Annotated in this window: 21 protein-coding genes; 14 read left to right on the top strand and 7 right to left on the bottom strand. The window is 66.9% G+C overall.

Translation table 11 applies throughout. The features are described 5' to 3' along the window. Positions 1–96: 96 nt before the first annotated feature. Positions 97–483: a rhodanese-like domain-containing protein gene (locus ABEA50_RS06465; RefSeq protein ID WP_345494108.1), complete on the bottom strand. Its 387-nt coding sequence runs from the start codon at positions 481–483 to the stop codon at positions 97–99. Positions 484–960: 477 nt separating this feature from the next. Between ABEA50_RS06465 and ABEA50_RS06460 the strand changes: the two genes are divergently transcribed. The 4 genes from ABEA50_RS06460 to ABEA50_RS06445 all read left to right on the top strand — a co-directional run bounded on the left by ABEA50_RS06460 (position 961) and on the right by ABEA50_RS06445 (position 4,442). Then, positions 961–1,572 (top strand): hypothetical protein, encoded by a 612-nt coding sequence (locus ABEA50_RS06460; RefSeq protein WP_345494107.1) that lies wholly within the window; start codon positions 961–963, stop codon positions 1,570–1,572. 378 nt (positions 1,573–1,950) lie between these two features. Further along, complete coding sequence (locus ABEA50_RS06455) at positions 1,951–2,574, top strand: superoxide dismutase (RefSeq protein WP_345494106.1); 624 nt, start codon at positions 1,951–1,953, stop codon at positions 2,572–2,574. Positions 2,575–2,847: 273 nt separating this feature from the next. Then, complete coding sequence (locus ABEA50_RS06450; protein ID WP_345494105.1) at positions 2,848–3,375, top strand: peptidase; 528 nt, start codon at positions 2,848–2,850, stop codon at positions 3,373–3,375. A 293-nt stretch (positions 3,376–3,668) separates the two neighbouring features. Next, complete coding sequence (locus ABEA50_RS06445) at positions 3,669–4,442, top strand: TMEM165/GDT1 family protein (RefSeq protein WP_345494103.1); 774 nt, start codon at positions 3,669–3,671, stop codon at positions 4,440–4,442. Here the strand turns inward: ABEA50_RS06445 and ABEA50_RS06440 are convergent. Continuing rightward, entirely contained in the window at positions 4,333–4,971 is a 639-nt protein-coding gene (locus ABEA50_RS06440) for a TetR/AcrR family transcriptional regulator (protein WP_345494102.1), read from the bottom strand. The two genes, ABEA50_RS06445 and ABEA50_RS06440, sit on opposite strands and share 110 nt — an antisense overlap. A gap of 26 nt (positions 4,972–4,997) precedes the next feature. Then, positions 4,998–5,876, bottom strand: a complete 879-nt coding sequence (locus ABEA50_RS06435; RefSeq protein WP_345494101.1) for an SDR family NAD(P)-dependent oxidoreductase — start codon at positions 5,874–5,876, stop codon at positions 4,998–5,000. A gap of 316 nt (positions 5,877–6,192) precedes the next feature. Between ABEA50_RS06435 and ABEA50_RS06430 the strand changes: the two genes are divergently transcribed. Further along, on the top strand, positions 6,193–6,960 hold the full coding sequence (locus ABEA50_RS06430; protein ID WP_345494100.1) for an SDR family NAD(P)-dependent oxidoreductase: 768 nt from the start codon (positions 6,193–6,195) through the stop codon (positions 6,958–6,960). 120 nt (positions 6,961–7,080) lie between these two features. On the opposite strand, the gene ABEA50_RS06425 is transcribed toward ABEA50_RS06430, so the two are convergent. From ABEA50_RS06425 to ABEA50_RS06415, 3 genes are all read right to left on the bottom strand, one after another. Next, positions 7,081–7,899: a class I SAM-dependent methyltransferase gene (locus ABEA50_RS06425; protein WP_345494099.1), complete on the bottom strand. Its 819-nt coding sequence runs from the start codon at positions 7,897–7,899 to the stop codon at positions 7,081–7,083. Between the two features lie 136 nt (positions 7,900–8,035). Next, entirely contained in the window at positions 8,036–10,090 is a 2,055-nt protein-coding gene (gene htpG / locus ABEA50_RS06420) for a molecular chaperone HtpG (protein ID WP_345494098.1), read from the bottom strand. Next, positions 10,087–11,721 (bottom strand): TM0106 family RecB-like putative nuclease, encoded by a 1,635-nt coding sequence (locus ABEA50_RS06415; RefSeq protein WP_345494687.1) that lies wholly within the window; start codon positions 11,719–11,721, stop codon positions 10,087–10,089. Before ABEA50_RS06415 ends, htpG begins: the two co-directional genes overlap by 4 nt. Positions 11,722–12,291: 570 nt before the next feature. On the opposite strand from ABEA50_RS06415, the gene ABEA50_RS06410 reads away from it, so the two are divergent. From ABEA50_RS06410 to rraA, 8 genes are all read left to right on the top strand, one after another. Next, positions 12,292–12,954: a DUF6474 family protein gene (locus ABEA50_RS06410; RefSeq protein ID WP_345494097.1), complete on the top strand. Its 663-nt coding sequence runs from the start codon at positions 12,292–12,294 to the stop codon at positions 12,952–12,954. Between the two features lie 19 nt (positions 12,955–12,973). Then, positions 12,974–13,492, top strand: coding sequence for a hypothetical protein (locus ABEA50_RS06405; protein WP_345494096.1), 519 nt, complete (start codon positions 12,974–12,976; stop codon positions 13,490–13,492). A gap of 46 nt (positions 13,493–13,538) precedes the next feature. Beyond that, positions 13,539–14,195 (top strand): YcnI family copper-binding membrane protein, encoded by a 657-nt coding sequence (locus tag ABEA50_RS06400; protein WP_345494095.1) that lies wholly within the window; start codon positions 13,539–13,541, stop codon positions 14,193–14,195. Positions 14,196–14,233: 38 nt separating this feature from the next. Further along, a complete protein-coding gene (locus tag ABEA50_RS06395) occupies positions 14,234–14,734 on the top strand; it encodes a copper resistance CopC family protein (RefSeq protein ID WP_345494685.1) in 501 nt (166 codons plus the stop codon). Further along, complete coding sequence (locus ABEA50_RS06390) at positions 14,731–15,693, top strand: copper resistance D family protein (protein WP_345494094.1); 963 nt, start codon at positions 14,731–14,733, stop codon at positions 15,691–15,693. The genes ABEA50_RS06395 and ABEA50_RS06390 overlap by 4 nt, the downstream gene beginning before the upstream one ends. 61 nt (positions 15,694–15,754) lie before the next feature. Further along, the gene (locus ABEA50_RS06385) at positions 15,755–16,129 is read left to right on the top strand and encodes a DUF5313 family protein (RefSeq protein WP_345494093.1); all 375 of its coding nucleotides are present in this window, start codon (positions 15,755–15,757) and stop codon (positions 16,127–16,129) included. A 53-nt stretch (positions 16,130–16,182) separates the two neighbouring features. Further along, the gene (locus tag ABEA50_RS06380; RefSeq protein WP_345494092.1) at positions 16,183–16,587 is read left to right on the top strand and encodes a DUF5313 family protein; all 405 of its coding nucleotides are present in this window, start codon (positions 16,183–16,185) and stop codon (positions 16,585–16,587) included. 5 nt (positions 16,588–16,592) lie between these two features. Beyond that, positions 16,593–17,081 carry a ribonuclease E activity regulator RraA gene (gene rraA, locus ABEA50_RS06375; protein WP_345494091.1) on the top strand — a complete coding sequence of 163 codons (489 nt, stop codon included), beginning with the start codon at positions 16,593–16,595 and terminating at the stop codon, positions 17,079–17,081. Positions 17,082–17,503: 422 nt separating this feature from the next. Here the strand turns inward: rraA and ABEA50_RS06370 are convergent, their stop codons facing one another. After that, a complete protein-coding gene (locus ABEA50_RS06370; RefSeq protein ID WP_345494090.1) occupies positions 17,504–17,722 on the bottom strand; it encodes an RNA-binding S4 domain-containing protein in 219 nt (72 codons plus the stop codon). Between the two features lie 155 nt (positions 17,723–17,877). Between ABEA50_RS06370 and lysX the strand changes: the two genes are divergently transcribed. Next, on the top strand, positions 17,878–21,201 hold the full coding sequence (gene lysX, locus ABEA50_RS06365) for a bifunctional lysylphosphatidylglycerol synthetase/lysine--tRNA ligase LysX (protein ID WP_345494089.1): 3,324 nt from the start codon (positions 17,878–17,880) through the stop codon (positions 21,199–21,201). The last annotated feature ends 17 nt before the right edge of the window (positions 21,202–21,218 follow it).

Here is a 21,218-nt window from a genome sequence, read left to right as displayed (position 1 = left end):
GCCTGACACTCATACCGGGCACTTTGCTGGTCTCAATCCTGAGCTTCTCTCGATCCTTGGCTTTCCCCGGCCCTCGCCTGACGGAGATCGGGGGCCTCAGTAAATTTTGGCCGCGTGGTCGCCGTCGGCGACGAGCGGGCGTCCTACCTGTTGCCATGCCACCATGCCACCGTCGACCTGGATCGCCTCGACACCGATCTGTTCGAGATAACGGACCACCTGCAACGAACGGCCACCTTGGCGGCAGATCACGTAGAGGTCGGCGTCGAGATCCAACTCGTCGGTGCGGGCGGGGACGTCGGCCATCGGAATGTGGATCGCCCCCGGCGCGTGGCCGTGCTGCCATTCGTCGTCTTCGCGCACGTCGAGCAGGACCGCGCGGACCGCGCCCTGCGCGGCGGGTGCGTCGGAATCGACCTGGACGGAATCGAAACTGGCGGGCACGTCGTCCACCGACACCGAAGGAACCTGGGGACTGGTCACGGTTGTCGATCCTGCCATGGGTATGCGGTGACCGCGCAGCTCCGGTGCGGCGGCACCGACCGGAGCGGCCGTGACCTGCGGTTCTACCGTCCAACTTCGCGCGAGCACCGGGTGAGCAGTCGACTCGGCAATCTGCCGGTCGCATACCACGATTGAAGTTATCCACATAATCCACAGGCTGATCCACAGGTCACGTCGGCGAGGCGAACGACCGATCCGGGACTCCCCTCCACGTCATCCCGGAGCGGTCATTCGCGCCGATACGAAACCGCCTCCGCTGCCCGCCTCGACGGGACAGTTCCGGCGCGGACGCTCCAGCTGAGCGTTCAACGATCCGGCACCGCGTCGACGGCGGCCGGTGGGGTTCCGATATCTGTTTGGACGTGAGCACGCGCGGTTTGGTTCCCTCCGAAACGAGGACACCAGCGAAAATTTCAAATACCGGGCTCTGACCGTGCGAATCGGTAGCCTGGCCGCATGAACGTGAGCAGGGGGCTACTCGACAACAGGGATACCGCCGGTCTGAACGTCGCACTGTCGGAGGCGACATGCCTCGGACTCGTCGTCGACGCGAAGGCCGCAGAACTACGGTTGCAGCTCGAGGTGCTGACGGTGCCCGAAGCCGGCGAACCCGCCGACGACTTCCGGGTCCAGCTCACCTTCACCGGCGTCAGCCGGGTCGCGGCCTCACTGCGCCAACAGAATTGGGACGACGTGCGACCGTCGGTCCTGCCGCTGCGGCTGGACGGACTCGACGAGTCGATCCGCAGCTTCGGCGGCGGCAGGCTGCACGGCTGGGAATTCATCGATCTCGACGACAGCGGCTGGTCGCTGTGGGGCGAACTGCTCAGCTTCGACACCAGACTCGACGATCACATTTCCGCACACGTCCTCGAGTTCTCCCAGGAGGAGGGCATCGATCCCCGTGAGCTCGATGTGCGGGTGTGGTTCGACAACATCGTCATCCACGACGAACAGGGTCGTCAGCTGCCGCTCACCGAATTCGTCACCGGGGGTACGCGCTGGTGGGACGCGCACGCCGCGGGAGACCCCCGTGCGTCGCGCGCAGGAATCACACCCCCGCTGTAGGGCACTCGGCCACGGCCGCCCACCCGGGCGGGGTGTGCACGATCAGTGCACACCGCCCACAGCCGGTTGCGCCGACTGGTTCGCTGTGTCGCTACATGGTTCGATGTAGGCGGGCGGGTTACCTGTCTACCGAGCCCGTTCGCGCCGGTGGCGACGGAGTCTCGTTCCGACGGAGATACCCAGCGGTTTCGGATGCGCCCGATGAGGTACTCGCCGGAACGAAATCGGTTGCCACGTCGGGGTCGACCAGGTCGGCGAGCGCCGCGGCGGAATGCGGGGGCACGCGGCCAGGTTGGTACCGAGCGGGTGTACGAATGATGGTTGGGTGTGCTCGGGAACTCCCGAAGCGCACACAGCCCGACATTAGGAAGGGACATCGTGGCTGAGTACACGCTGCCAGATCTGGACTACGACTACAGCGCCCTGGAGCCCCATATCTCCGGGCAGATCAACGAGATTCATCATTCCAAGCACCACGCGACCTACGTCGCGGGCGTGAACACCACCGTCGAGAAGCTGGAAGCTGCTCGTGAGGCGGGCGACCACGCCGCGATCTTCCTGCACGAGAAGAACCTCGCGTTCCACCTCGGTGGGCACGTCAACCACTCGATCTGGTGGAAGAACCTCTCGCCCAACGGTGGCGACAAGCCGGTCGGCGAGCTCGCCTCGGCGATCGACGACCAGTTCGGTTCGTTCGACAAGTTCCGCGCGCAGTTCACCGCCGCGGCCAACGGCCTGCAGGGTTCGGGCTGGGCCGTGCTCGGCTACGACACGCTCGGCCAGAAGCTGCTGACCTTCCAGCTCTACGACCAGCAGGCCAACGTGCCGCTCGGCATCATCCCGCTGCTGCAGGTCGACATGTGGGAGCACGCCTTCTACCTGCAGTACAAGAACGTGAAGGCCGACTACGTCACCGCGTTCTGGAACGTCGTCAACTGGGCCGACGTGCAGGATCGCTTCGCGCGCGCGGTCAGCCAGGGCAAGGGCCTCGTCTTCGGCTGATTCCGCGCATGCGGCTCGTGTTCGAGCCGCGCGGCGTTCTTCGAACCCGCGAACCCGACCGCCTCGTGCGGTCGCCGGTTCGCGGGTTCGCTGTTTTCCGTGCTCGGCGCTCCACGGATACCCACCGCCAGCGGCCGTTTCGGGCGTGTTGGCACTCTTTGGTACTTGTGTGCCAGGTCGAATGTGGTTCATTCTCGAGAATCCACAGTTCGAGGACGGGCGAGGCCGCGTCGAGGACGATGACGCCTCCCCTTCCGCGACGGGAGGCACAGGATGCGTACCAATGATCCCATCGGCATCACACCGTTCCACGCGCACGGCACACTGCGCGGCTTCATCATTTCCCACCGCTGGCCCGACACCACGAAGGAATGGGCCCAGGTGCTCGTCCTCGCGGTGCGCGTAGCCTCGCTGCCCGGCCTGTTGACCACCTCGACCGTGTTCGGGGTGCGGGAAGAACTCCCCGACGACCCGGAGCCGGACACCGTCGGACTGGTGATCGCCGAGGGCACGGTGCTCGGCGAGCAGGCATTGTCGCCGGGAAAGTTCGCCGAACACACGCCCGCCGCGTTGTTGATGCTGCATCCCCCCGCGGAAACGCGGCCGTCGCTGCCGGAATGTGTCGGCGTCGCCTCGGGCTGTGTGCTGCTGCCCGGCGTGCCCCATCTCGGCCTGGAACACCGGGCGGCGTGGGCGGAAGCCGAGTCGGACGGCACGGTGACATCCCTGGTCAGCCGGGTCGGTCTCGATCCGATCAGCGACCCCGATACCGCGGTTCTGGCTATGCTGCTCGCCGCGTGAGGCGAACCGAAACTTCGCACGTGGATTCCCAAACTTATTGTGCGCATTGGCTTTTCACGCACCGCGGGTTGGCACACGTGGCTTTGCCAGGTAAAGTCGTGCGTAGCGAAGGGGAGTAGCCCGCAATCGCACAGTCGACATACTGGTCCGCCGCAGCGCGACGGACCCGGCTGTACGAACCGGAGACACCCGGTGGGCGAGACCTTCGGCCGAGACAACCATGACGTTGTCGGCCGAAGACGCACCCCGTTTTCTCGGCCGACGCGGCCGAAGATCCGGGAGCAGTGCAGCACATGATCGCCACCATCATGCTGAGCATCGGCATCGTTTTCCTTGCCGAACTCGGCGACAAATCCCAGCTGATGGCCTTGACCTTCGCCCTGCGCTATCGCTGGTGGGTCGTACTCGGCGGCATCGCCACGGCGTCGGCCGCCGCGCACGTGCTCTCGGTCGGGGTCGGCTATTTCCTCGGTTCGGCACTGCCCACCAGAGCGATCGCGCTCGTTGCCGCGCTCACCTTCCTCGGTGTCGGCCTCTGGACATTGCGCGAGCATTTCAGCACGACCGGTGCCGACGACGCCGAACCCGAAGCACCGCGCGCCAAGGCCGCGCCGTTTTTCATCGTGGTCTCCGCGTTTCTGCTCGCCGAACTCGGCGACCGCACCATGTTCGCCACCGCCGCCCTTGCTACCGACCACAACTGGGTGGGGGTGTGGGTCGGCTCGACGGTCGGCATGGTCGCCGCGGACGCGCTGGCGATCGCGCTGGGCATCCTGGTCGGCAAGCATCTGCCGGAACGGGCCATCGGGATCGGTTCGGGGCTGTTGTTCCTGTACTTCGGCTCGATGACGCTGATCTCCGTCGCGGACCCCGAACTCAGCGGTCTGGCAGGCGCGGGGTTGGCGGTGCTGGCTCCCGCCGTCGCGGGTGCGGCGTTCGTGGTGCTGCGTCGCAGGTCTAGCGCACGGCTTCGCCGTAAAGAGCACCGCTACGACGCACCAGATTCAGCAACGGTTCCCGCAGTGCGCGCAGACCATCCAGATCGTCGACCGCGATCCGAGCGGTGACCATCGAGCTGATCGCCGCGGTCAAGGTGCGGCAGGCGAAGTGCTGTTCCTCGGTGCGTGCGCCCAGCACCTCGGCGATCATCGCGGCGAACGATTCCTGCAGGTTCGCGCGCCGTACCACCGCCTTCGACCCCACCGCGTACACCTCGACCAGGAACAACCGCGCGTACGCTGGTTCGGCGGCGAGCCCTTCCAAGTAGGCACCGAGAATTCCGGCCAACCGGTCGGACTCGATAGGCGCGGAATGCGGGATCGCCGCACGAATCCGGTCGAGCAACAAGCGCACCGCCCGCTCGTAGGCCGCCTCGAAACAGTCCTGTTTGGAACGGAATTGCTCGTAGAAGGTCTCGCGGGATACCCCCGCACCCTTGAGGATGACCGCGACGGAGGTGCCGACGTAGCCGTGCTCGGTCATCGCTTCGGCCATCGCCAACAGGATGCGATCGCGTTGCGAGGCGACCACCTGCTCGCGCGGCAGCCCGTGGCGACCGCGGGGCAGCTGACGTACGCCGGTCGCCAGTGAGGTCATGTCGTGTGCTCCGGGCTCGCTCGCGGTCAGGACTGTCGCTCCATTCTGCGTGGCCGCGGCGGCTGATCGGTGGTGAAGGCCACCTGTTCAGTGCGAGCGATCGCCAACGCGTCGGGGACTCCGGTGCGGACGGCGTTGTCGATCACCCGCTGCGCGAACCACCGGAATGGGAGCACCATACCCACCCACCACGGCGAAACCACCTGCCGACGACGCAGCGCGATAGCGCGCTCGACGCCGTCGATCGCGGGTCCGAGCGGCGCCAGACCGGAAACGGTCAACCTGCCGAGGATGCGCCGCGCGGCCGCGGTGCCGAAGCCGCGGGTGGTCATCTCGGTATCGAGTTCGGCGAAATAGGCGATGCCGACCTTCGCACCGGTGTGTTTGATCTCGTGCCGCAGCGTCTTACCCAGGGCCTCCGATGCCGCCTTGGACGCGCTGTAGGCCCCGATCAACGGCAGGTTCACCGCGGCGGAAAGACCCGACATGACCAGGGCGTAGCCACCGGGATGGCTGATATGCGGTCCCGCGGCGCGCAGCGTGTAGTAGACGCCGAGCACGTTCACCGCCAACATTTCCTCCAGCACGGTGGAGTCGCCGCCGATGAGGGGAAGCTGGCGGGCGATACCAGCATTGGCGACCACCACGTCGAGTCCACCGAGCTCGGTGATCAGGGTGCGCACGCTGCGCTCGGTTTGCGCGGGATCGCCGACATCGCAGTAGCGCCACGGTGCCTCGCCACACTCGTGTGCGACTTCGGCGAGCAGGTCTGGTTCCAGTCCGAGCAACGCGACCTGTGCGCCGCTCGCGTGCAATCGGCGGGCCAGCGCCGCACCGATCCCCCGCGCGGCGCCGGTGATCAAAATCTTGCGGCCCGCCACCGATCCACCGGAGAACAGCCTCATGCGGCACGACGTTACCATTTTACGAACAGACTTGTTCGTAAGTAATCTACGCTGCGCGGGCACTGACGAACGGCGTTCATATTACGAAATAAGCAGGTCCGTCGGCAATCGGAAGAAAAGGGCCCGAAGCCGCAGTTCGACGCGCCCGCGACACTGTCGCCGCCGCTCGAGGTCCGCCTGCGACCCACCCTTCGGGCGCGGGTACACACTCGCCCCGCACGCAAGGGCAGGGAGTCGTGCGGCGACGACACCACGCGACCCGTTATGGTGCCTTTTGACAAAGGGCCAACTGGCTGTCACGAACGAGAGGACCATCGTGGAGATTTCGGGTTCCGCCGCCATTGTCACCGGAGGCGCCTCCGGGCTCGGCGCCGCCACCGCCAAGCGTCTCGCCGAACTGGGAGCCACGGTCTTCGGACTCGACGTCCCCCAGTCGATCGAGCGCGCCGGCGACAACGTTCCCGCCGGGGTCACCCTCCTTCCGGCCGACGTGACCAGCAACGACGAGGTCGCCGCCGCCGTCACCCAGGTCGCCGATTCCGGTGTGCCGCTGCGCATCGTGGTCAACTGCGCCGGTGTCGGCTGGGCAGGACGCATCCTGTCCAAGAACGGCCCGCACGACCTGGAACTGTTCCGCACCGTCATCACCGTGAACCTGCTCGGCACGTTCAACGTCATGCGACTGGCCGCCGACGCGATCGCCAAGACCGACACCGTCGACGAATACGGCCAGCGCGGCGTCGTCATCAACACCGCGTCGGTCGCCGCGTTCGAGGGCCAGATCGGCCAGATCGCCTACTCGGCCTCCAAGGGTGGCGTGCACGGCATGACCGTCCCCGCCGCGCGTGACCTCGCCCAGTTCGGTATCCGCGTCAACACCATCGCGCCGGGCATCATCGACACCCCGATGCTCGCCGGTGTCACCGAGGAGTACCGCAAGGGCCTGGAAGCGGGCGTTCCCTTCCCCTCGCGCCTCGGCCGACCCGACGAGTACGCACAGCTCGCGGAGTACATCATCGGGCACGACTACCTCAACGGCGAGACCTTCCGCATGGACGGCGCACTGCGCATGGCGCCGCGCTGACCGCACCGGCGACTACCGAAACACCTTCGCGCGCGGCTGTTTTCCATAACGGCCGCGCGCGATCGGCGTCTGGGGTGCGCCATCGCCCCGGCTGCCTCGACGTCATTCCAGGGGTTGGCGTCATTCCAGGGGTTTCTGCCCGATCCCCAAATACGCGACCGTCGGCAGCGGCCGATTCTGGTGGTATCTCTCGGTGAGATGCCTCTTGATCAGCTCTTCGCGCCGCGCCCATTCCCGCTCGCCGATACTGCGTCGCAGCAGCATCAATCCCGCACTGCTGCGAATCATGGAATCGAACAGGTCGTCGACGCCGTCGAAGGTCAACGAATTCGTGTGCCGCTGAATCGATACCGCGCGAAAACCCGCCGCACGCATCTCGGAATGGAAGATATCGGGATTCTCCATGCCGAGATAATCGGGCTTGGGTTCGCGCTGGTAGGGATCGGCAGCATGCACGGCGCCGGATATCAAGCGCATCAGCGGCGACTCCAGAGCGGGCGCCCAACTGGACACCACGGCCGTAGCGCCTGGTCGAAGTACCCGTAAGAGTTCAGCGAGGCCCGTCGACCGCTCGCGAAAGAACATCACGCCGAACATCGAGAAGCCGGCATCGAAGACCCCGTCCTCGAACGGCAACGCCTGACCGTCGGCCACCTGACCGTCGATATTGTCCACACCCTCGGCCCGCGCACGGTAGGCGAGTTGCGCGATCATCGGCTCGGAGAAGTCGACCGCGTGCACCCGCGCGACCCGCTGCGCGGCGAGCAAACTCAACGTGCCTGGTCCGCACGCCACGTCGATGACCCTGCTGCGCGGGGTCAGTGCGGCGAATTCGAGCGCCTGCGCGGCGAACGGCCGCACCAGCTTCGCCGCGAATTCGGCGTATCCGTCGGCGACGAGATCCCATACGTCCGCGACGGCGAGCGGGTTTGCTGACATCACCTGACGATCCTCTCGACCGTCCACATCTAACCCGGTCGCACTCGGTTCGAGCAGCGGATTGGCGCGAATATCGCCGCCACCAACAGCTTTGCGAACCGGGATGGCCGCCGATCGGCGACCATCCCGGAATCACTCAGAGTGTGCGGGTGAGCCGGTCGGTGAGAATCTGCGCGAACTGCGCGGGATCCTTCAGCTCGCCACCCTCGGCGAGCACCGCCGTGCCGTACAACAACTGCGCGGTCTCCGACAGCTCGGTGGCCTCGCCCGCCTCGGCGGCCGACTTGTCGGTGGCGTACGCGTCGCGCAACCCGGTGACCAGCGGATGGGTCGGGTTCAGCTCCAGAATCCGCTTGGCCTCCGGCATGTTCTGACCCGAGGCGCGATACATCCGCTCCAACATCGGCGACATATCGAACACATCGCCCACCAGGCATGCTGGCGAGGTGGTGAGCCGGTTGGTCAGGCGCACCTCCTTCACCTGATCGTCCAGCGACTTACCCAGCCAGGTCAGCACCTCGGAGAAGTCCTTGTCCTGCTGCTCGCGCAGCGCCTCGGACTCCTTCTTCTCGTCCTCGGTCTCCAGGTCGACCTCGCCCTTGGCGATGGACTGCAAGGGGGTGCCGTCGAACTCGGTCACCTGGCCGACCCACATCTCGTCGACCGGGTCGGTCAGGATCAGCACCTCGCGGCCCTTGGCCTTGAAGGCCTCCAGGTGCGGGGAACGCTCCACCTGATGGCGGGTCTCGCCCGTCATGTAGTAGATCGCGTCCTGACCCTCCGGCATCCGCTCCTTGTACGCGGCGAGCGTGGTCAGCGCACTGTCGGAGTGGGTGGAGGAGAACGACGAGACCTCGAGGATGGTCTCGCGGTTGTCGAAGTCCGACAGCAGACCTTCTTTGAGGACACGGCCGAATTCGCGCCAGAAGGTCTGGTAATTGTCCTGCTTGGGCGCGGCGTTCTCAGCGGCGTCGGCGTTCTCGGCATTCTCAGCGTTCTCGGCGTCTGCGCTGCCCGCCGCCAACGACGCGGTCTGCAGGTCCTTCACCGTCGACAGGACCTTGCGCACCAGGCGCTTACGGATCATCTGGATCTGGCGATCCTGCTGCAAGATCTCCCGCGACACATTCAACGACAGGTCCTGCGCGTCCACGACACCCTTGACGAACCGCAGGTACTCCGGCATGAGCTCTTCGCAGTTGTCAATGATGAACACGCGCTTGACGTACAACTGCACCCCACGCTGGTGTTCGCGGGTGAACAGGTCGAACGGCGCCTGCGAGGGGATGAACAGCAACGCCTGGTATTCGAAGGTGCCCTCGGCCTTGAGCGGGATGACCTCCAGCGGGTCGTCCCACGCGTGGCTGACGTGCTTGTAGAACTCCTTGTACTCCTCGTCGCTGACCTCGCTCTTGGGTCGGGTCCACAACGCCTTCATCGAGTTGAGGGTCTGGTCCTCGACGACCGTCGTTTCCTTCTGGTCCTCGCCCTCACCCTCGGTGACCGTGCGCTCCACCCGCATGCGGATCGGCCACGCGATGAAGTCGGAGAACTTCTTGACGATCTCCCTGAGCTTCCACTCCTTGGTGTAGTCGAAGAGATGATCGTCCTCGTCGCTCGGCTTGAGATGCAGCGTCACCGACGTGCCCTGCGGCGCATCGGGGACGGTCTCGATCGTGTAGGTCGAGCTACCCGCCTGCGACTCCCAGCGGGTGCCCTCCTGCTCCCCCGCCCGCCTGCTGACCAGCGTCACCTTGTCGGCGACCATGAAGGTCGAGTAGAAACCGATGCCGAACTGGCCGATCAGCTCCCCCGAATCCGCGGCACTCTCGGCGCTCTTGGCTTCCTTGAGCTTCCTGCGCAGCTCCGCGGTCCCCGATTTCGCCAAGGTGCCGATCAGATCGATCACCTCGGCACGCGACATACCGATGCCGTTGTCGCGAACAGTTAGCGTCCGTTCGTCACCCTCCTGTTCCCCACCGACCTCCAAGTCGATCCGCAGATCGGAAAGGTCGACTTGCAGATCCTTGTTCTGAAAAGACTCCAACCTCAGCTTGTCCAGCGCGTCAGACGAATTCGAGATCAACTCCCGCAGGAACGTGTCCTTGTTGGAGTAGACCGAATGGATCATCAGCTCGAGCAGCTGATGCGTCTCTGCCTGGAACTCGAGTTGTTCGACGTGCTCAGTCACGTCGCGATACTACGACGTGCGAAATCCGCGAGGCCAGGAACCTCGAGGTCGGCGCGGTCGGTCATCCACGTGCGCAGCACCTGGGTGGCACGCACATCGTCCTCGTTGTATTCCAGCAAGCGGGTGCGTTGACCGAGGTCGGGTGCGGCGTCGTAGCCGACGGCAAGCCGGTACCAGCTCATCGACGCCTCGCCCCCCGCCTCGGCGTCGCGCCACGCGAACCCCGCCACCGGCGCCACCTTCTTGAGGCCCTTGCCGTTCGGGCAGATGAACTGATCGGAGACCGCCTGGAACATATCCACCCACTGCGGTCCGTCGACGAACGCACGCACCTGCTCTTTCGTCGGCACGCCGGGACGACCGGCGAAGCGCTTGGCCGACTCGTAGAGCCATTTGTCCTCGGCGGTGCGCGAATAGCAATACGCGGCAAAGGTTTTCCCCGCGGCGACGGCGTCATCGCGGATGTTCGTCAGCCAGGTCCAGAACTCGCCGAAGGAGCGGCCCTCGTCCTCGGTCGGCAACGGATCCCAGGTGGCGAACGGGCGATACACCCCGTCCAGCAGGGTGCCCCATAGGTAGGCGCCGTATTCCTGGAAGCTTTCCAGGTCCACATCCACCTCCACGTCGGCGCGGCGCACCGACACCGACTCCACCCTGCGCACCATCCGCGCCCCGGCGATCCACGCCCGCGCGGTGATCACCGCCTCGTCGAACGGGCCGTGCTGCCAGTCCTCGGGATCCTCGCCGACCCAATCGGCCAGATCATCGATCGTGTGCACACCGTGGCCGCGCAGCACCTCCGCTCGCGAACCCGGCGCGACCAGGCTGACATCGCGGTGGTCGATCAACCATCCCTCGCAACCCACGCCGTCGGCACCGCGCGTCCACCAGGGGCACTGACGGCATTCGGGCACCTTCGACGGGACGGTCGGCAGTTCGCCGCGCACCACCGCGATGCGGTCGCTGTAGCGCTGGTCGTAGTCGGCGAGCGCGGCGGCGAGATCGTGCACGAGAATGCGATCGAAGCTGTAGCCGATCACCCCGCCGACCAGCGCGGGACTGGCCAACCCGTGCCGCTGCAGCATGCGGTACAGGTGCGCGAGGCGCTGCTGGTCGCGCGGCTGTTGGCGCAGCTTGCGGTACGGGTCCGGCTTCGGTGCCCAGCGATACGGGTCGGAGGTGACCGGGTGGAAATCGGCGGGCTCGGGGCGACGCGGGTCGGTCACCTTGTGGTTGACCACCAACACCGGGATGTAGCCGCCGCGGTCATGGTCACGCAGCAGGATCTCCGAGCCGCCGCGGCGGCCGGTATCGGGTTCCTGCGGCAGCAACCCACCCCACACATGGTGCGTACCAGCCCGGCACACCCGCATGGTCGCCTCGGCGCGTTCGCTGGCCCGCAGGCTGGGGTCGATCACCACCCAGGCTTCGGGGTCGGCCGCGATCAGCGCTTCACGCACCCGCGAGCGGTGGGCGTCGGCCGCGTCGCGACGCTGCCGTACCCCGGCGTCCTCGAGCACGCCGATCAGTGCGCGCGGATTCGTGGCGTTCAGGTGCAACCGGTGGCGGCAGCCGATCAGCGCCCTGGCATCGAGGAAGGCGGTCGGGGTCTCGGTGACACCCGACGTTATTTCGACGCTGGTGGCGCTGTCGGCCAGCTCAACGTTGTCGGGGGGCTCAACATTGTCAGCCAGCCCAGTGCTGTCGGGCAGCTCAACGTTGTCGGGCAGCTCAACGTTGTCAGCCAGCTCAGCGTTGTCGGCCGCTGCGCTGTCGACGACAGTGGCGAATTCGGCAGCACCGATGTCGTTGTCGTCCCCGGGGCCCACGCCCGTACTGTCGATACCGACAGCGGCTGCCGTCGCATCGGAGTCGTCGGGAAGATCGGGACGCGGATACCGAGCGGATTCCGCACAGTCGTCGCCACCGTATCGGCCGCCGAAGTCGCTGGTTTCGCCGCGCTCCCGACCGTTTCGTTCGCGACCATCGCGGTCACCATTACCCGATTCCACGCATGCAGTATGGTCCCTGCCCCCGACAAACCCACGAATCGCCGTAGTTCGTCGCGGATTCACCCACCGATGCGCGACGCGCGCGACACCCGACACAAGCTAGGGTTACCCCGAACCGTGTGACATGGGCGGACAAGGGTTTTCCCGCGCCGCGTTGCCATGGCAAACCAGCTGGACGGAGGGCCTTCGATGGGGTTGTTCACGAAGCGCAAGCGGCGGCCGAGCCGCCGAGCCGAGGCGAAGGCGCTCAAGCACAAGGCCGCGTTGGAGGCCAAGCTGAGCGCCAAGAACGATCGCAAATCCCGCCGCGGCGAGGAACGCACCCAGCGCAAGGTGGGCAAGGCGCAGATCTCGACCTTGAAGGCCGAGGAGAAGGCGGCACTCAAGGCCGCGGCACGCGCGGAACGCGACCCGTTCAGCCCGAGCCAGGTCAAGAAGTACCTCGGCGTCGCACGTGTGCTCATCCCGGTGCTCGCGCCGTTGGCCTACCGCGGCGCCACCCTGGTGCGCGGCCAACTCGACAACCGCAGGGCGCAAAACCTCGGTGTCGACATCAACCAACTCGGCGAGTTCGGCGGCCACGGCGCCAAGCTGCGCGCGCGCATCGCCAACACCTCCGCCGCGCTGGACAGGATCGACACCCACGACGGCATCGGCGCGAAAGACGCCAAGGCGGTCGCGGAGACCCACGAGTTCATCGGCGCACAGCGCGGGCGGCTCGACAGTCTCAGTGCCGCGGTGCAATCGGCCGAGCAGATGCCGCCGCAACGTCGTCGCACCGTGCACGCTTCGATCGCCAGTGAGCTCTCCGGGATCGAGGCGGATGTGCTCGCCCGTCTCGGCGTGCGCTGACCACCCGAACACCAACCTCATGACGCCCGGCCCGATCACCGGCCACCTGCGCGGTGGCCTGGTCGGTGTCATGGTGAGCGCGCTCGCCGTCGCCGCGCACGGCACGGCGGGCGGCGGACACCCCGGTTCCGCTGAGCTGACGCTGATTCTGCTGATCGCCGTCGTCGCGGGCTGCGCGGGCGACACCGTCCTCGCGCGACGGCGCCGTTGCACCGTGGTCGGGCTGCTCGCAGGCGGCCAACTCGCCGGTCACCTCGCGTTGACCGGGCTCGGTCACACCCATTCCGCATCGAATTCCGCGCTACCCACCGGATGGATGCTGGTGGCGCACACGGTCGCCACCCTCATCTGCGCGGTACTCATCGTGCTGGCCGAGCGGCTGTATGCTGTGGCCTCCCGCGTCGTCGGTTCGGTGCTCGGTACGCCACACGCACCGAGCATCGTCGGCGCGCCACGGTGGTCGAATCCCCGCCACGCTCCCTATCTCGCTTCTCCGAACGGTGCGAGCGGTCCGCGCGCGCCGCCGATGCCCGCCTGAGCACCACGCACCCACAGACGTTTCACCCGGAGAAGAAAGCTCTTTCATGACTCGCTCTCTTTCGCGTGCCTGCGGCACGTCCGTCGCCGCCGCGACACTGGTACTGCTCGGCGGCGGTACCGCCGCAGCGCACGTCACCGTCGAGGCCCCCGACGCCCAACAGAACGGTTACTCGGTAGCCACCTTCAAGGTCCCCACCGAATCGGACACGGCCAACACCGTCGCGCTCACCGTCACCATTCCGAACCTGAAAAGCGCACGGACCGAACCCATCCCGGGGTGGACGGCGAAGGCCGAACACAACGACAAGCTCGAGGTCACCGCGATCACCTGGACGGCGAATCCCGGCAACCCCGGTGTCGGACCCGACCAATTCCAACGCTTCGTCGTCGCACTCGGTCCGCTGCCCGCCCAGCAGTCGGTGGAATTCGAGGCCAAGCAGACCTACTCGGACGGGAAGGTCGTCGACTGGGATCAGCCGACCCCACCCGACGGCACCGAACCCGAACACCCCGCCCCGACGCTGTCCCTGGCACCGGCAGGCGCGGAAGGCCACCACGGCAGCATCGCGACACCGGCCGCGGGCACCGAGGCAGCAGAGGGCGACGACACCGCCCGCTGGCTCGGCGGCATCGGGCTCGCGCTCGGCCTGCTCGGCGTGGCGCTCGGCCTCGGCAACGTCATCCGGGCCAGGCGCTCGTGAACCGGCGGCTGATCGGCGCCCTCATTACCGGGCTGCTCATGCTGGGGTTCGGCGCCACCGCGATGGGAACCGCTGCGGCGCACTCCATTCCGACCGAGAGCACACCCGAGGACGGCAGCTCCGTCGACGCGGGACCCGCGCGGGTGAGCGTCGGCTTCAACGAGTCGTTGCAGCCGAATTTTCCCTCGCTGACCGTCGTCGGCCCCGACGGCAACCTGTGGTCCAAGAGCGCACCGAGCGTCGAAGGCAATCAGGTCAGCGTCGAGGTGGGTGAGCTGGGTCCGGTCGGCGAATACACCATCGCCTACCGGGTGACCTCCGCCGACGGCCATCCGGTGAGCGGCACCCGACACTTCACGCTCACCAAGGAAGGTAGCGGAACACCCGGCCCGAAACCCGGTGCGGCGGGGACCAACTCGGGCGAGGACGGCTCGGGCGGAATTCCGTTGTGGGTCTTCATCGTCGGCGCCGTCGTGCTCTTCGGCGGCGGACTGGCGTTCGCGCTGTTCGGCGCCGGGAGCCGCAAGCCGAAGCAGTGAACACCACGCCATCGGCGTCCGGTCGCGCACCCGAGGGACCGGACGCCGGGTCGCCGTGGCGGTTGCTGCCCACGGTCGCCGTGGCGGGTCTGCTCGGCGTCGCGCTCGCGTGGGCGTTGACCATTCCCGTCACCCTGCCCGCCGAGGCGATCGTGCGGGTGATCGCCGACTGCACCGGCGCGGTGGTGCTCGGGCTCGCCGCACTGCCCCGCCTGCAACCCAAGCCGACACCGCGATGGCGGTTGCTCGCCGTACTGGCGGGACTCTGGTGGGGCACGGAGTTGGCGGTACTGGCCTTCGAGGCCGCCGAGGTGGTCGGTGTCGCGATCACCCGGCTGTCCGCCGACGAGTTCGCCACCTACCTGGTCGACCTCGCGGGCGGCCAGATCGGCATCGCCGTTCTGGGGTGTGTCGGCGCACTGGCGTGCTACTCGACGCTGTCGTATCGCAAACCCGCCTCGGCGTCGACCGACCTGGTGCTGGTGTTCGCCGCGGTCGCCTTGGCTTTGCGGCCGGTCACCGGACATATGTCACAGCAGCCGTTCGGCTCGGTGCTCGCCGCCGCGCACGCCTTGGCGGCGGCGGCCTGGTTCGGCGTGCTGGTCGCGCTGGCGCTGGTGGTGCGTTCGCGGGGTGAGTGGGCGACGGTGCTGCCGCGATACTCGACGGTGGCGCTGCCGCTGGTGGCGATCGTCGCGGTGACCGGTCTGGTGAACGGCGTGGTGCGCGTCGGCGGGATCACCCCGTTCGTGACCACCGGCTACGGCCGGATTCTCCTCGCGAAGACCGTCGTGCTGATCGTGTTGCTCACCATGGGTTGGTGGTGGCGGCGCACCTGGGTGCGCAAGGCCGCCGACCATCGGATGACCGCCGCGGATTCGTTGCGCAGGGCGAGCATCGAGGTGGTGGTGATGGCGGTGGCGTTCGGTTTGGCGGCGACGCTCGCGATCAGCGCGTGACGCCGGTGTCAGCAGCCACCCCGGTGCTGCGGTGAATCGGACAATCCGGGATGCTGGAGGAATGTCGAGTACTCCGAGCCCTACCCAGAAGATCGGCTACATCTGTGGTCGTCGGCTGCCGGACTCGATGCGCGAGTGGGTCCGAGCGGATGTCACCGGCCCCGGCTCGACGCGGCGGTACCTGATGCGGATGCTGCTGCCCGCGATCCCGGTCTTGCTGCTGTTTCTGCTGATACCCGGCCCGGTGTGGATGGGCCTGGCGATGATGGCGCTGCTGTATCTGCCGCTGATCTACTTCACGGTGGCGCTGATGTATGTGTTCCAGCGCGCCCGCCTGGTCAAGCACGGACTCGATCCCGCGCTGGCCGGTGGGCGCCCGAGCGCGCGCGCGGAATCCGAGCGCCTCGCCTATGAGCGCAGGCACGGGCGGGGCTGAGCGAGCCCCTTTCGCTAGTGGCGTGACCTGAGTCACAGGCATAGCCTGAAGACATGAAACGGCCCACGATGCGCCAACGGATCTTCTACGATTTCGGCGGCCAGCTCCCCCACGAGCTGCACGGTTGGGTCCTGCACGACCTTGTCGGACACGGCGCCATGCAGCGCTATCTCGTGCGCTTCCTCGGACCCGCCATCCCCTTCTTCGCGCTCGTTCTGCTCTTCCCCGGACCGATGCTGCTGAAGGTCGGGCTGATCGTCATGATGATCATTCCGCTCGGCGTCTTCACCGTCTCACTCAGCTATGTGTGGCGCCGCTTCCGACTGGCACAGCACGGACTCGATCCGTCCCTGCTCGACCACTCCAGAACCTCCTACCAAGAACGCGACATCTACCTGCTGAACTACCGTCAGCGCGAGCCCCGACGCAGCACGCACGGAGCAAACGCGGCAAAATAGGTGTGGTGACCGAATCGCAGAATACTGTCGCCACCGCAGACCTCGCCGACGAGATCGGCCCCGATATCCGCAGTTGTGACACACAGTTCATCCCATTCGGCGGCCGCGCGGCATTTTCCGGCCGCATCACGACCATCCGCTGCTTCCAGGACAATCTGCTGGTCAAGCAAACCCTCGGCGAACCAGGTGCGGGCAAGGTCCTGGTGGTCGACGGTGGCGCCAGCGTGCACACCGCGCTGGTCGGCGACATCATCGCCGGACGCGGCGTCGACAACGGGTGGGCGGGCGTCATCGTCAACGGCGCGGTCCGAGACTCCGCGATCCTGCGCACCCTCGACATCGGTCTCAAGGCACTGGGCACCAACCCGCGTAAGAGCACGCAGACCGGCAGCGGCGAGCGCGACGTGCCCGTCGAGTTCGGCGGCGTCACCTTCGTTCCCGGCGAGGTGCTCTATAGCGACCCCGACGGTGTCGTCGTGCGCGCCGAGGACTGACACCGCTGACCGATCGTGCTGCGCGCCGCCAGCGCACGCTGCTCGCCCCGGTGCCACCGACCCGCGCGGCGCGAGCACCGATCATGCCGGTTGGGCACGGACAGATCGAGCGCCCCCGGTGGGGACGAGCCGGTATCGGTGATGATGGCGGCTGCCTGGCCGTGCGGGTGGCGGGTTCGGTCGTGGTCCGGGCTCGGCGGCGCCCTATGACGGCACAACCGCCCGACGGTCGGCGCGGTGGCCCGGCACGTGGAGCCGCTCGGCCAAGACGAGGTTGTGTGCGTGGACGCGTTCGACGGTCAGCCCAGCAGCAGGCTCAGCCGCGCGGGGTATCCGACGTTGTTCGCCGACCACCGGCGCTTTCCGCAAGGTTCCTGTCTCGCGGTGCCGTCCTCAGGCGTGATCACCACGACGCGTTCGCATCACCCCGTGACACGTGCCTTGCGACCGGCCAACGTGACGACATCGCCTGATTGCAACTGTCGCCCGCGCCGCAGTTCCACCTCGTCGTTGACCCGGACAAGGCCGGAGGCGATCACGGTCTTGGCTTCGGCACCGGATTCGATCAGGTTGGCCAACTTGAGAAATTGTCCGAGCCGGATGGCTTCGTCTTCGATCGGCACATCGACTGGTTCTGGCATGGCATACATCCTTACCGTGTCCGAATGAACCGCTGGTAGCCAGCCCCCGGCTTGTGCGCGCGAACACCACCGCTGCCCGCCTCGACCGGTGGCGCCACAGACATGCCCGCGAGGGGTTCGAGCACGCCGACCGCGCGACCGTACACACTTGTTCGGTGACCACCACGCAAGCCACGCGACACCCTCCTGCCGAACCACCGCGCGATCGGCCGACCCCGCCGGTCCCGCATCGCGGTCACGGACGTCTCGCCGAGGCACCGCACCTCGCGGGCCTCGCGCTCGGCGTATTCGCGGCGCTGTGCTTGCTGTGGAGTCTTTCCCCCGGCCTGCGCTATCTGACCCAGGTACCGCGCCGCTATATCGACCTCTACTACTTCGACGCACCGGATACGAACCTGATGTGGGCGTTGGTCGTCGGGTTGCTCGCGGGCGCGATCGCCAGCCGCAAGCGCATCGCGTGGTGGCTGCTGCTCGGCTATCTGGCGCTGTACACGCTGGCGAACGCACTCGATATCGCCGAGGACGGCAACCCGCACGCCGTCGTCGCGTTGGTGGTGCACCTCGCGGTGATCGGTGTGCTGATCGCGGCGTGGCGCGAGTTCTACACCAAGGTGCGTCGTGGCGCGGGGTGGAAGGCGCTCGGCGTGCTGTTCGGCGGCCTCGCGATCGGCTGCCTGCTCGGTTGGGGCCTGGTGGAGTTGTTCCCCGGCTCCTTGCCGCGCGGCGTGCAGCGGCCCGGCTGGGCGGTCTACCGGGTGACCGCGGCGGTGTTGGTGAACAACGAGCACTTCGACGGTCACCCAAGGCCGTTCGTGAATTTCCTGCTCGGCCTGTTCGGTGCGATCGCGCTGATCGCCGCGGTGCTCATCCTGCTGCGTTCGCAACGGGCGGCCAATGCCATGACCGGCACCGACGAGTCCGCGATCCGCGGGCTGTTGGAGCGCTCCGATGTGGAGGATTCGCTCGGCTACTTCGCGACGCGGCGCGACAAGGCGGTGGTGTTCGCGCCGAGCGGCAAGGCCGCGGTGACCTTCCGCGTAGAACTCGGCGTGTGCCTGGCCAGCGGCGATCCCCTCGGCATTCGTGAGGCGTGGCCGCAGGCGATCGACGAGTGGCTGCGCATGGCCGACCGGTTCGGCTGGGCACCAGCGGTGATGGGCGCCGGTGAACTCGGCGCCACCGCCTACCGCAGGGCCGGGCTCTCCGCACTGCGGCTCGGCGACGAGGCGATCCTGGACACCAAGACGTTCTCGCTGGCGGGACCGGAGATGAAACCGGTACGCCAGGCCGCCAATCGGCTGCGCAAACACGGTGTGAGCGTGCGTATTCGGCGCCACAGCGAGATTCCCGCCGAGGAGTTCCCACAGATCATCGCGCGCGCCGAGGCATGGCGCGACACCGAGACCGAGCGCGGTTTCTCGATGGCGCTCGGTCGACTCGGCGACCGGCTCGACGGTGATTGCCTGCTGGTGGAGGCGGTCAACCCGCAGGGGAACGTGCTCGGCATGTTGTCGCTGGTGCCGTGGGGACGCACCGGCGCGTCGTTGGAATTGATGCGCAGAGAACCCGGCGGCCCGAACGGCGTGATGGAGTTGCTGATCTCGCAACTCGCACTGAGTTCCGAACAGCACGGGATCACCAAGGTTTCGTTGAACTTCGCGGTGTTCCGTTCGGTGTTCGAGGAGGGCGGGCGCATCGGCGCTGGACCAGTGCTGCGCCTGTGGCGCGGTGTGCTGCTGTTCTTTTCGCGCTGGTGGCAACTGGAGGCGTTGTATCGCTCGAATGTGAAGTATCAGCCGCACTGGGAGCCGAGGTTCTTCCTGTTCGAGGAGCGCAGGCAACTGCCGAGGGCCGCGGTCGCCAGCGCACTCGCCGAAGGGTTCCTCCCGAGGTTCGGTAAGGCTCCCGACACCGTGACGCACACGGGTTTACACAGCTCGGTGCCCGCGAACGTCACCGGCCTGCACGCCGACGGCAGCCCGCCCGACGCGACGAGGGCCGAGGTCGCCGATCCGGGGCACCGCAGGCCAGAGCAGGTACGCGTGCGGATGGACAAGCTCGCCAAGCTCACCGAATCCGGCGTCGAGGCCTACCCCGTCGCCTACCCTCCGACGCACACCGTCGCCGCAGCGCGAAACTCGCCGCGCGGCACCACTGTTCGCGTCTGCGGTCGATTGATGCGTATCCGCGACTACGGCGGCGTCATCTTCGCGGTGATCCGCGACTGGTCCGACGACCTGCAATTGGTGATCGACCGCGATCGCGTTGGTGCGCAATGCAGCGCGGAATTCGGCGAATTCTTCGACCTCGGCGACCTCATCGAGGTGAGCGGCCAGATCGGCAATAGTCGTCGCGGTGAACTGTCGCTGCTCGCGGCCGACTGGCGGATGCTCGGCAAATGCCTGCATCCCTTGCCGGACAAGTGGAAGGGCCTGTCGGACCCGGAGGCGCGAGTACGGCAGCGCTACATCGACATGGCGATCAACCAGGACACCCGCGACGTGCTGGCCAAGCGCAGCGCGGTCCTGCGTTCGCTGCGCGATTCACTCACCGCCGCAGGCTATTTGGAGGTGGAAACGCCGATCCTGCAACAGGTGCACGGCGGCGCCAATGCCGCACCGTTCCACACCCATATCAACGCCTACGATCTGGACCTCTACCTGCGGATCGCCCCGGAACTGTATTTGAAGCGGCTGTGTGTCGGCGGCATGGAGAAGGTGTTCGAGCTCGGCCGCACCTTCCGCAACGAGGGCGTCGATTTCAGCCACAATCCCGAGTTCACCATTCTCGAGGCGTACGAGGCGCACAGCGACTACGAGCGAATGATGTATCTGTGTCGCGAACTGATTCAGAACGCGGCACTCGCGGCCAACGGCTCCATGGTGGCCTTGCGCCCCAACGGCGACGGCTCGATGCGGGAGGTGGACATCTCCGGCAAGTGGGCGGTGCGTACCGTGCACGGCGCGATCTCGGCGGCCATCGGCACCGAGATCGACGCGAACACCGACCTCGCGACATTGCGTGAACTGTGCGATACCGCCGAGGTGCCCTACCAACACGGCTGGGACGCGGGCCAGGTGGTGCTGGAAATGTATGAGCACCTGGTGGAGTCACACACCGAGCAGCCGACGTTCTATATCGATTTCCCCACCTCGGTGTCGCCGTTGACCAGGGCGCACCGCAATATCCCCGGTGTCGCCGAGCGCTGGGATCTCGTCGCGTGGGGTGTCGAACTCGGCACGGCCTACAGCGAACTCACCGATCCGATCGAACAGCGGCGCCGGCTCACCGAGCAGTCGTTGCTCGCGGCGGGCGGTGACGCCGAGGCGATGGAACTCGACGAGGACTTCTTGCAGGCACTCGAGCACGCGATGCCGCCGACCGGTGGCCTCGGACTCGGTGTCGACCGGGTCGTCATGCTCATCACCGGGCGTGGCATCCGGGAAACGTTGCCCTTCCCGCTGGTGAAACCACGCTGATCCGGGTGTGCCAGCGA

It is taken from the genome of Nocardia callitridis, from assembly GCF_039543305.1.
GTDB lineage: Bacteria > Actinomycetota > Actinomycetes > Mycobacteriales > Mycobacteriaceae > Nocardia > Nocardia callitridis.
Note: the sequence above shows the minus strand (reverse complement) of the source record. Positions and strands in the feature narration are given on the sequence as shown.

Excerpts from the sequence above, each read along its gene's own strand:
- ABEA50_RS06425 (WP_345494099.1), bottom strand. The coding sequence starts at position 7,899 with ATGTCAGCAAACCCGCTCGCCGTCGCGGACGTATGGGATCTCGTCGCC.
- ABEA50_RS06380 (WP_345494092.1), top strand. The coding sequence starts at position 16,183 with ATGAAACGGCCCACGATGCGCCAACGGATCTTCTACGATTTCGGCGGC.
- ABEA50_RS06395 (WP_345494685.1), top strand. The coding sequence starts at position 14,234 with ATGCTGGGGTTCGGCGCCACCGCGATGGGAACCGCTGCGGCGCACTCC.
- ABEA50_RS06410 (WP_345494097.1), top strand. The coding sequence starts at position 12,292 with ATGGGGTTGTTCACGAAGCGCAAGCGGCGGCCGAGCCGCCGAGCCGAG.
- ABEA50_RS06440 (WP_345494102.1), bottom strand. The coding sequence starts at position 4,971 with ATGACCTCACTGGCGACCGGCGTACGTCAGCTGCCCCGCGGTCGCCAC.
- ABEA50_RS06385 (WP_345494093.1), top strand. The coding sequence starts at position 15,755 with ATGTCGAGTACTCCGAGCCCTACCCAGAAGATCGGCTACATCTGTGGT.
- ABEA50_RS06460 (WP_345494107.1), top strand. The coding sequence starts at position 961 with ATGAACGTGAGCAGGGGGCTACTCGACAACAGGGATACCGCCGGTCTG.
- ABEA50_RS06450 (WP_345494105.1), top strand. The coding sequence starts at position 2,848 with ATGCGTACCAATGATCCCATCGGCATCACACCGTTCCACGCGCACGGC.
- ABEA50_RS06370 (WP_345494090.1), bottom strand. The coding sequence starts at position 17,722 with ATGCCAGAACCAGTCGATGTGCCGATCGAAGACGAAGCCATCCGGCTC.
- ABEA50_RS06435 (WP_345494101.1), bottom strand. The coding sequence starts at position 5,876 with ATGAGGCTGTTCTCCGGTGGATCGGTGGCGGGCCGCAAGATTTTGATC.
- ABEA50_RS06405 (WP_345494096.1), top strand. The coding sequence starts at position 12,974 with ATGACGCCCGGCCCGATCACCGGCCACCTGCGCGGTGGCCTGGTCGGT.
- ABEA50_RS06400 (WP_345494095.1), top strand. The coding sequence starts at position 13,539 with ATGACTCGCTCTCTTTCGCGTGCCTGCGGCACGTCCGTCGCCGCCGCG.
- ABEA50_RS06445 (WP_345494103.1), top strand. The coding sequence starts at position 3,669 with ATGATCGCCACCATCATGCTGAGCATCGGCATCGTTTTCCTTGCCGAA.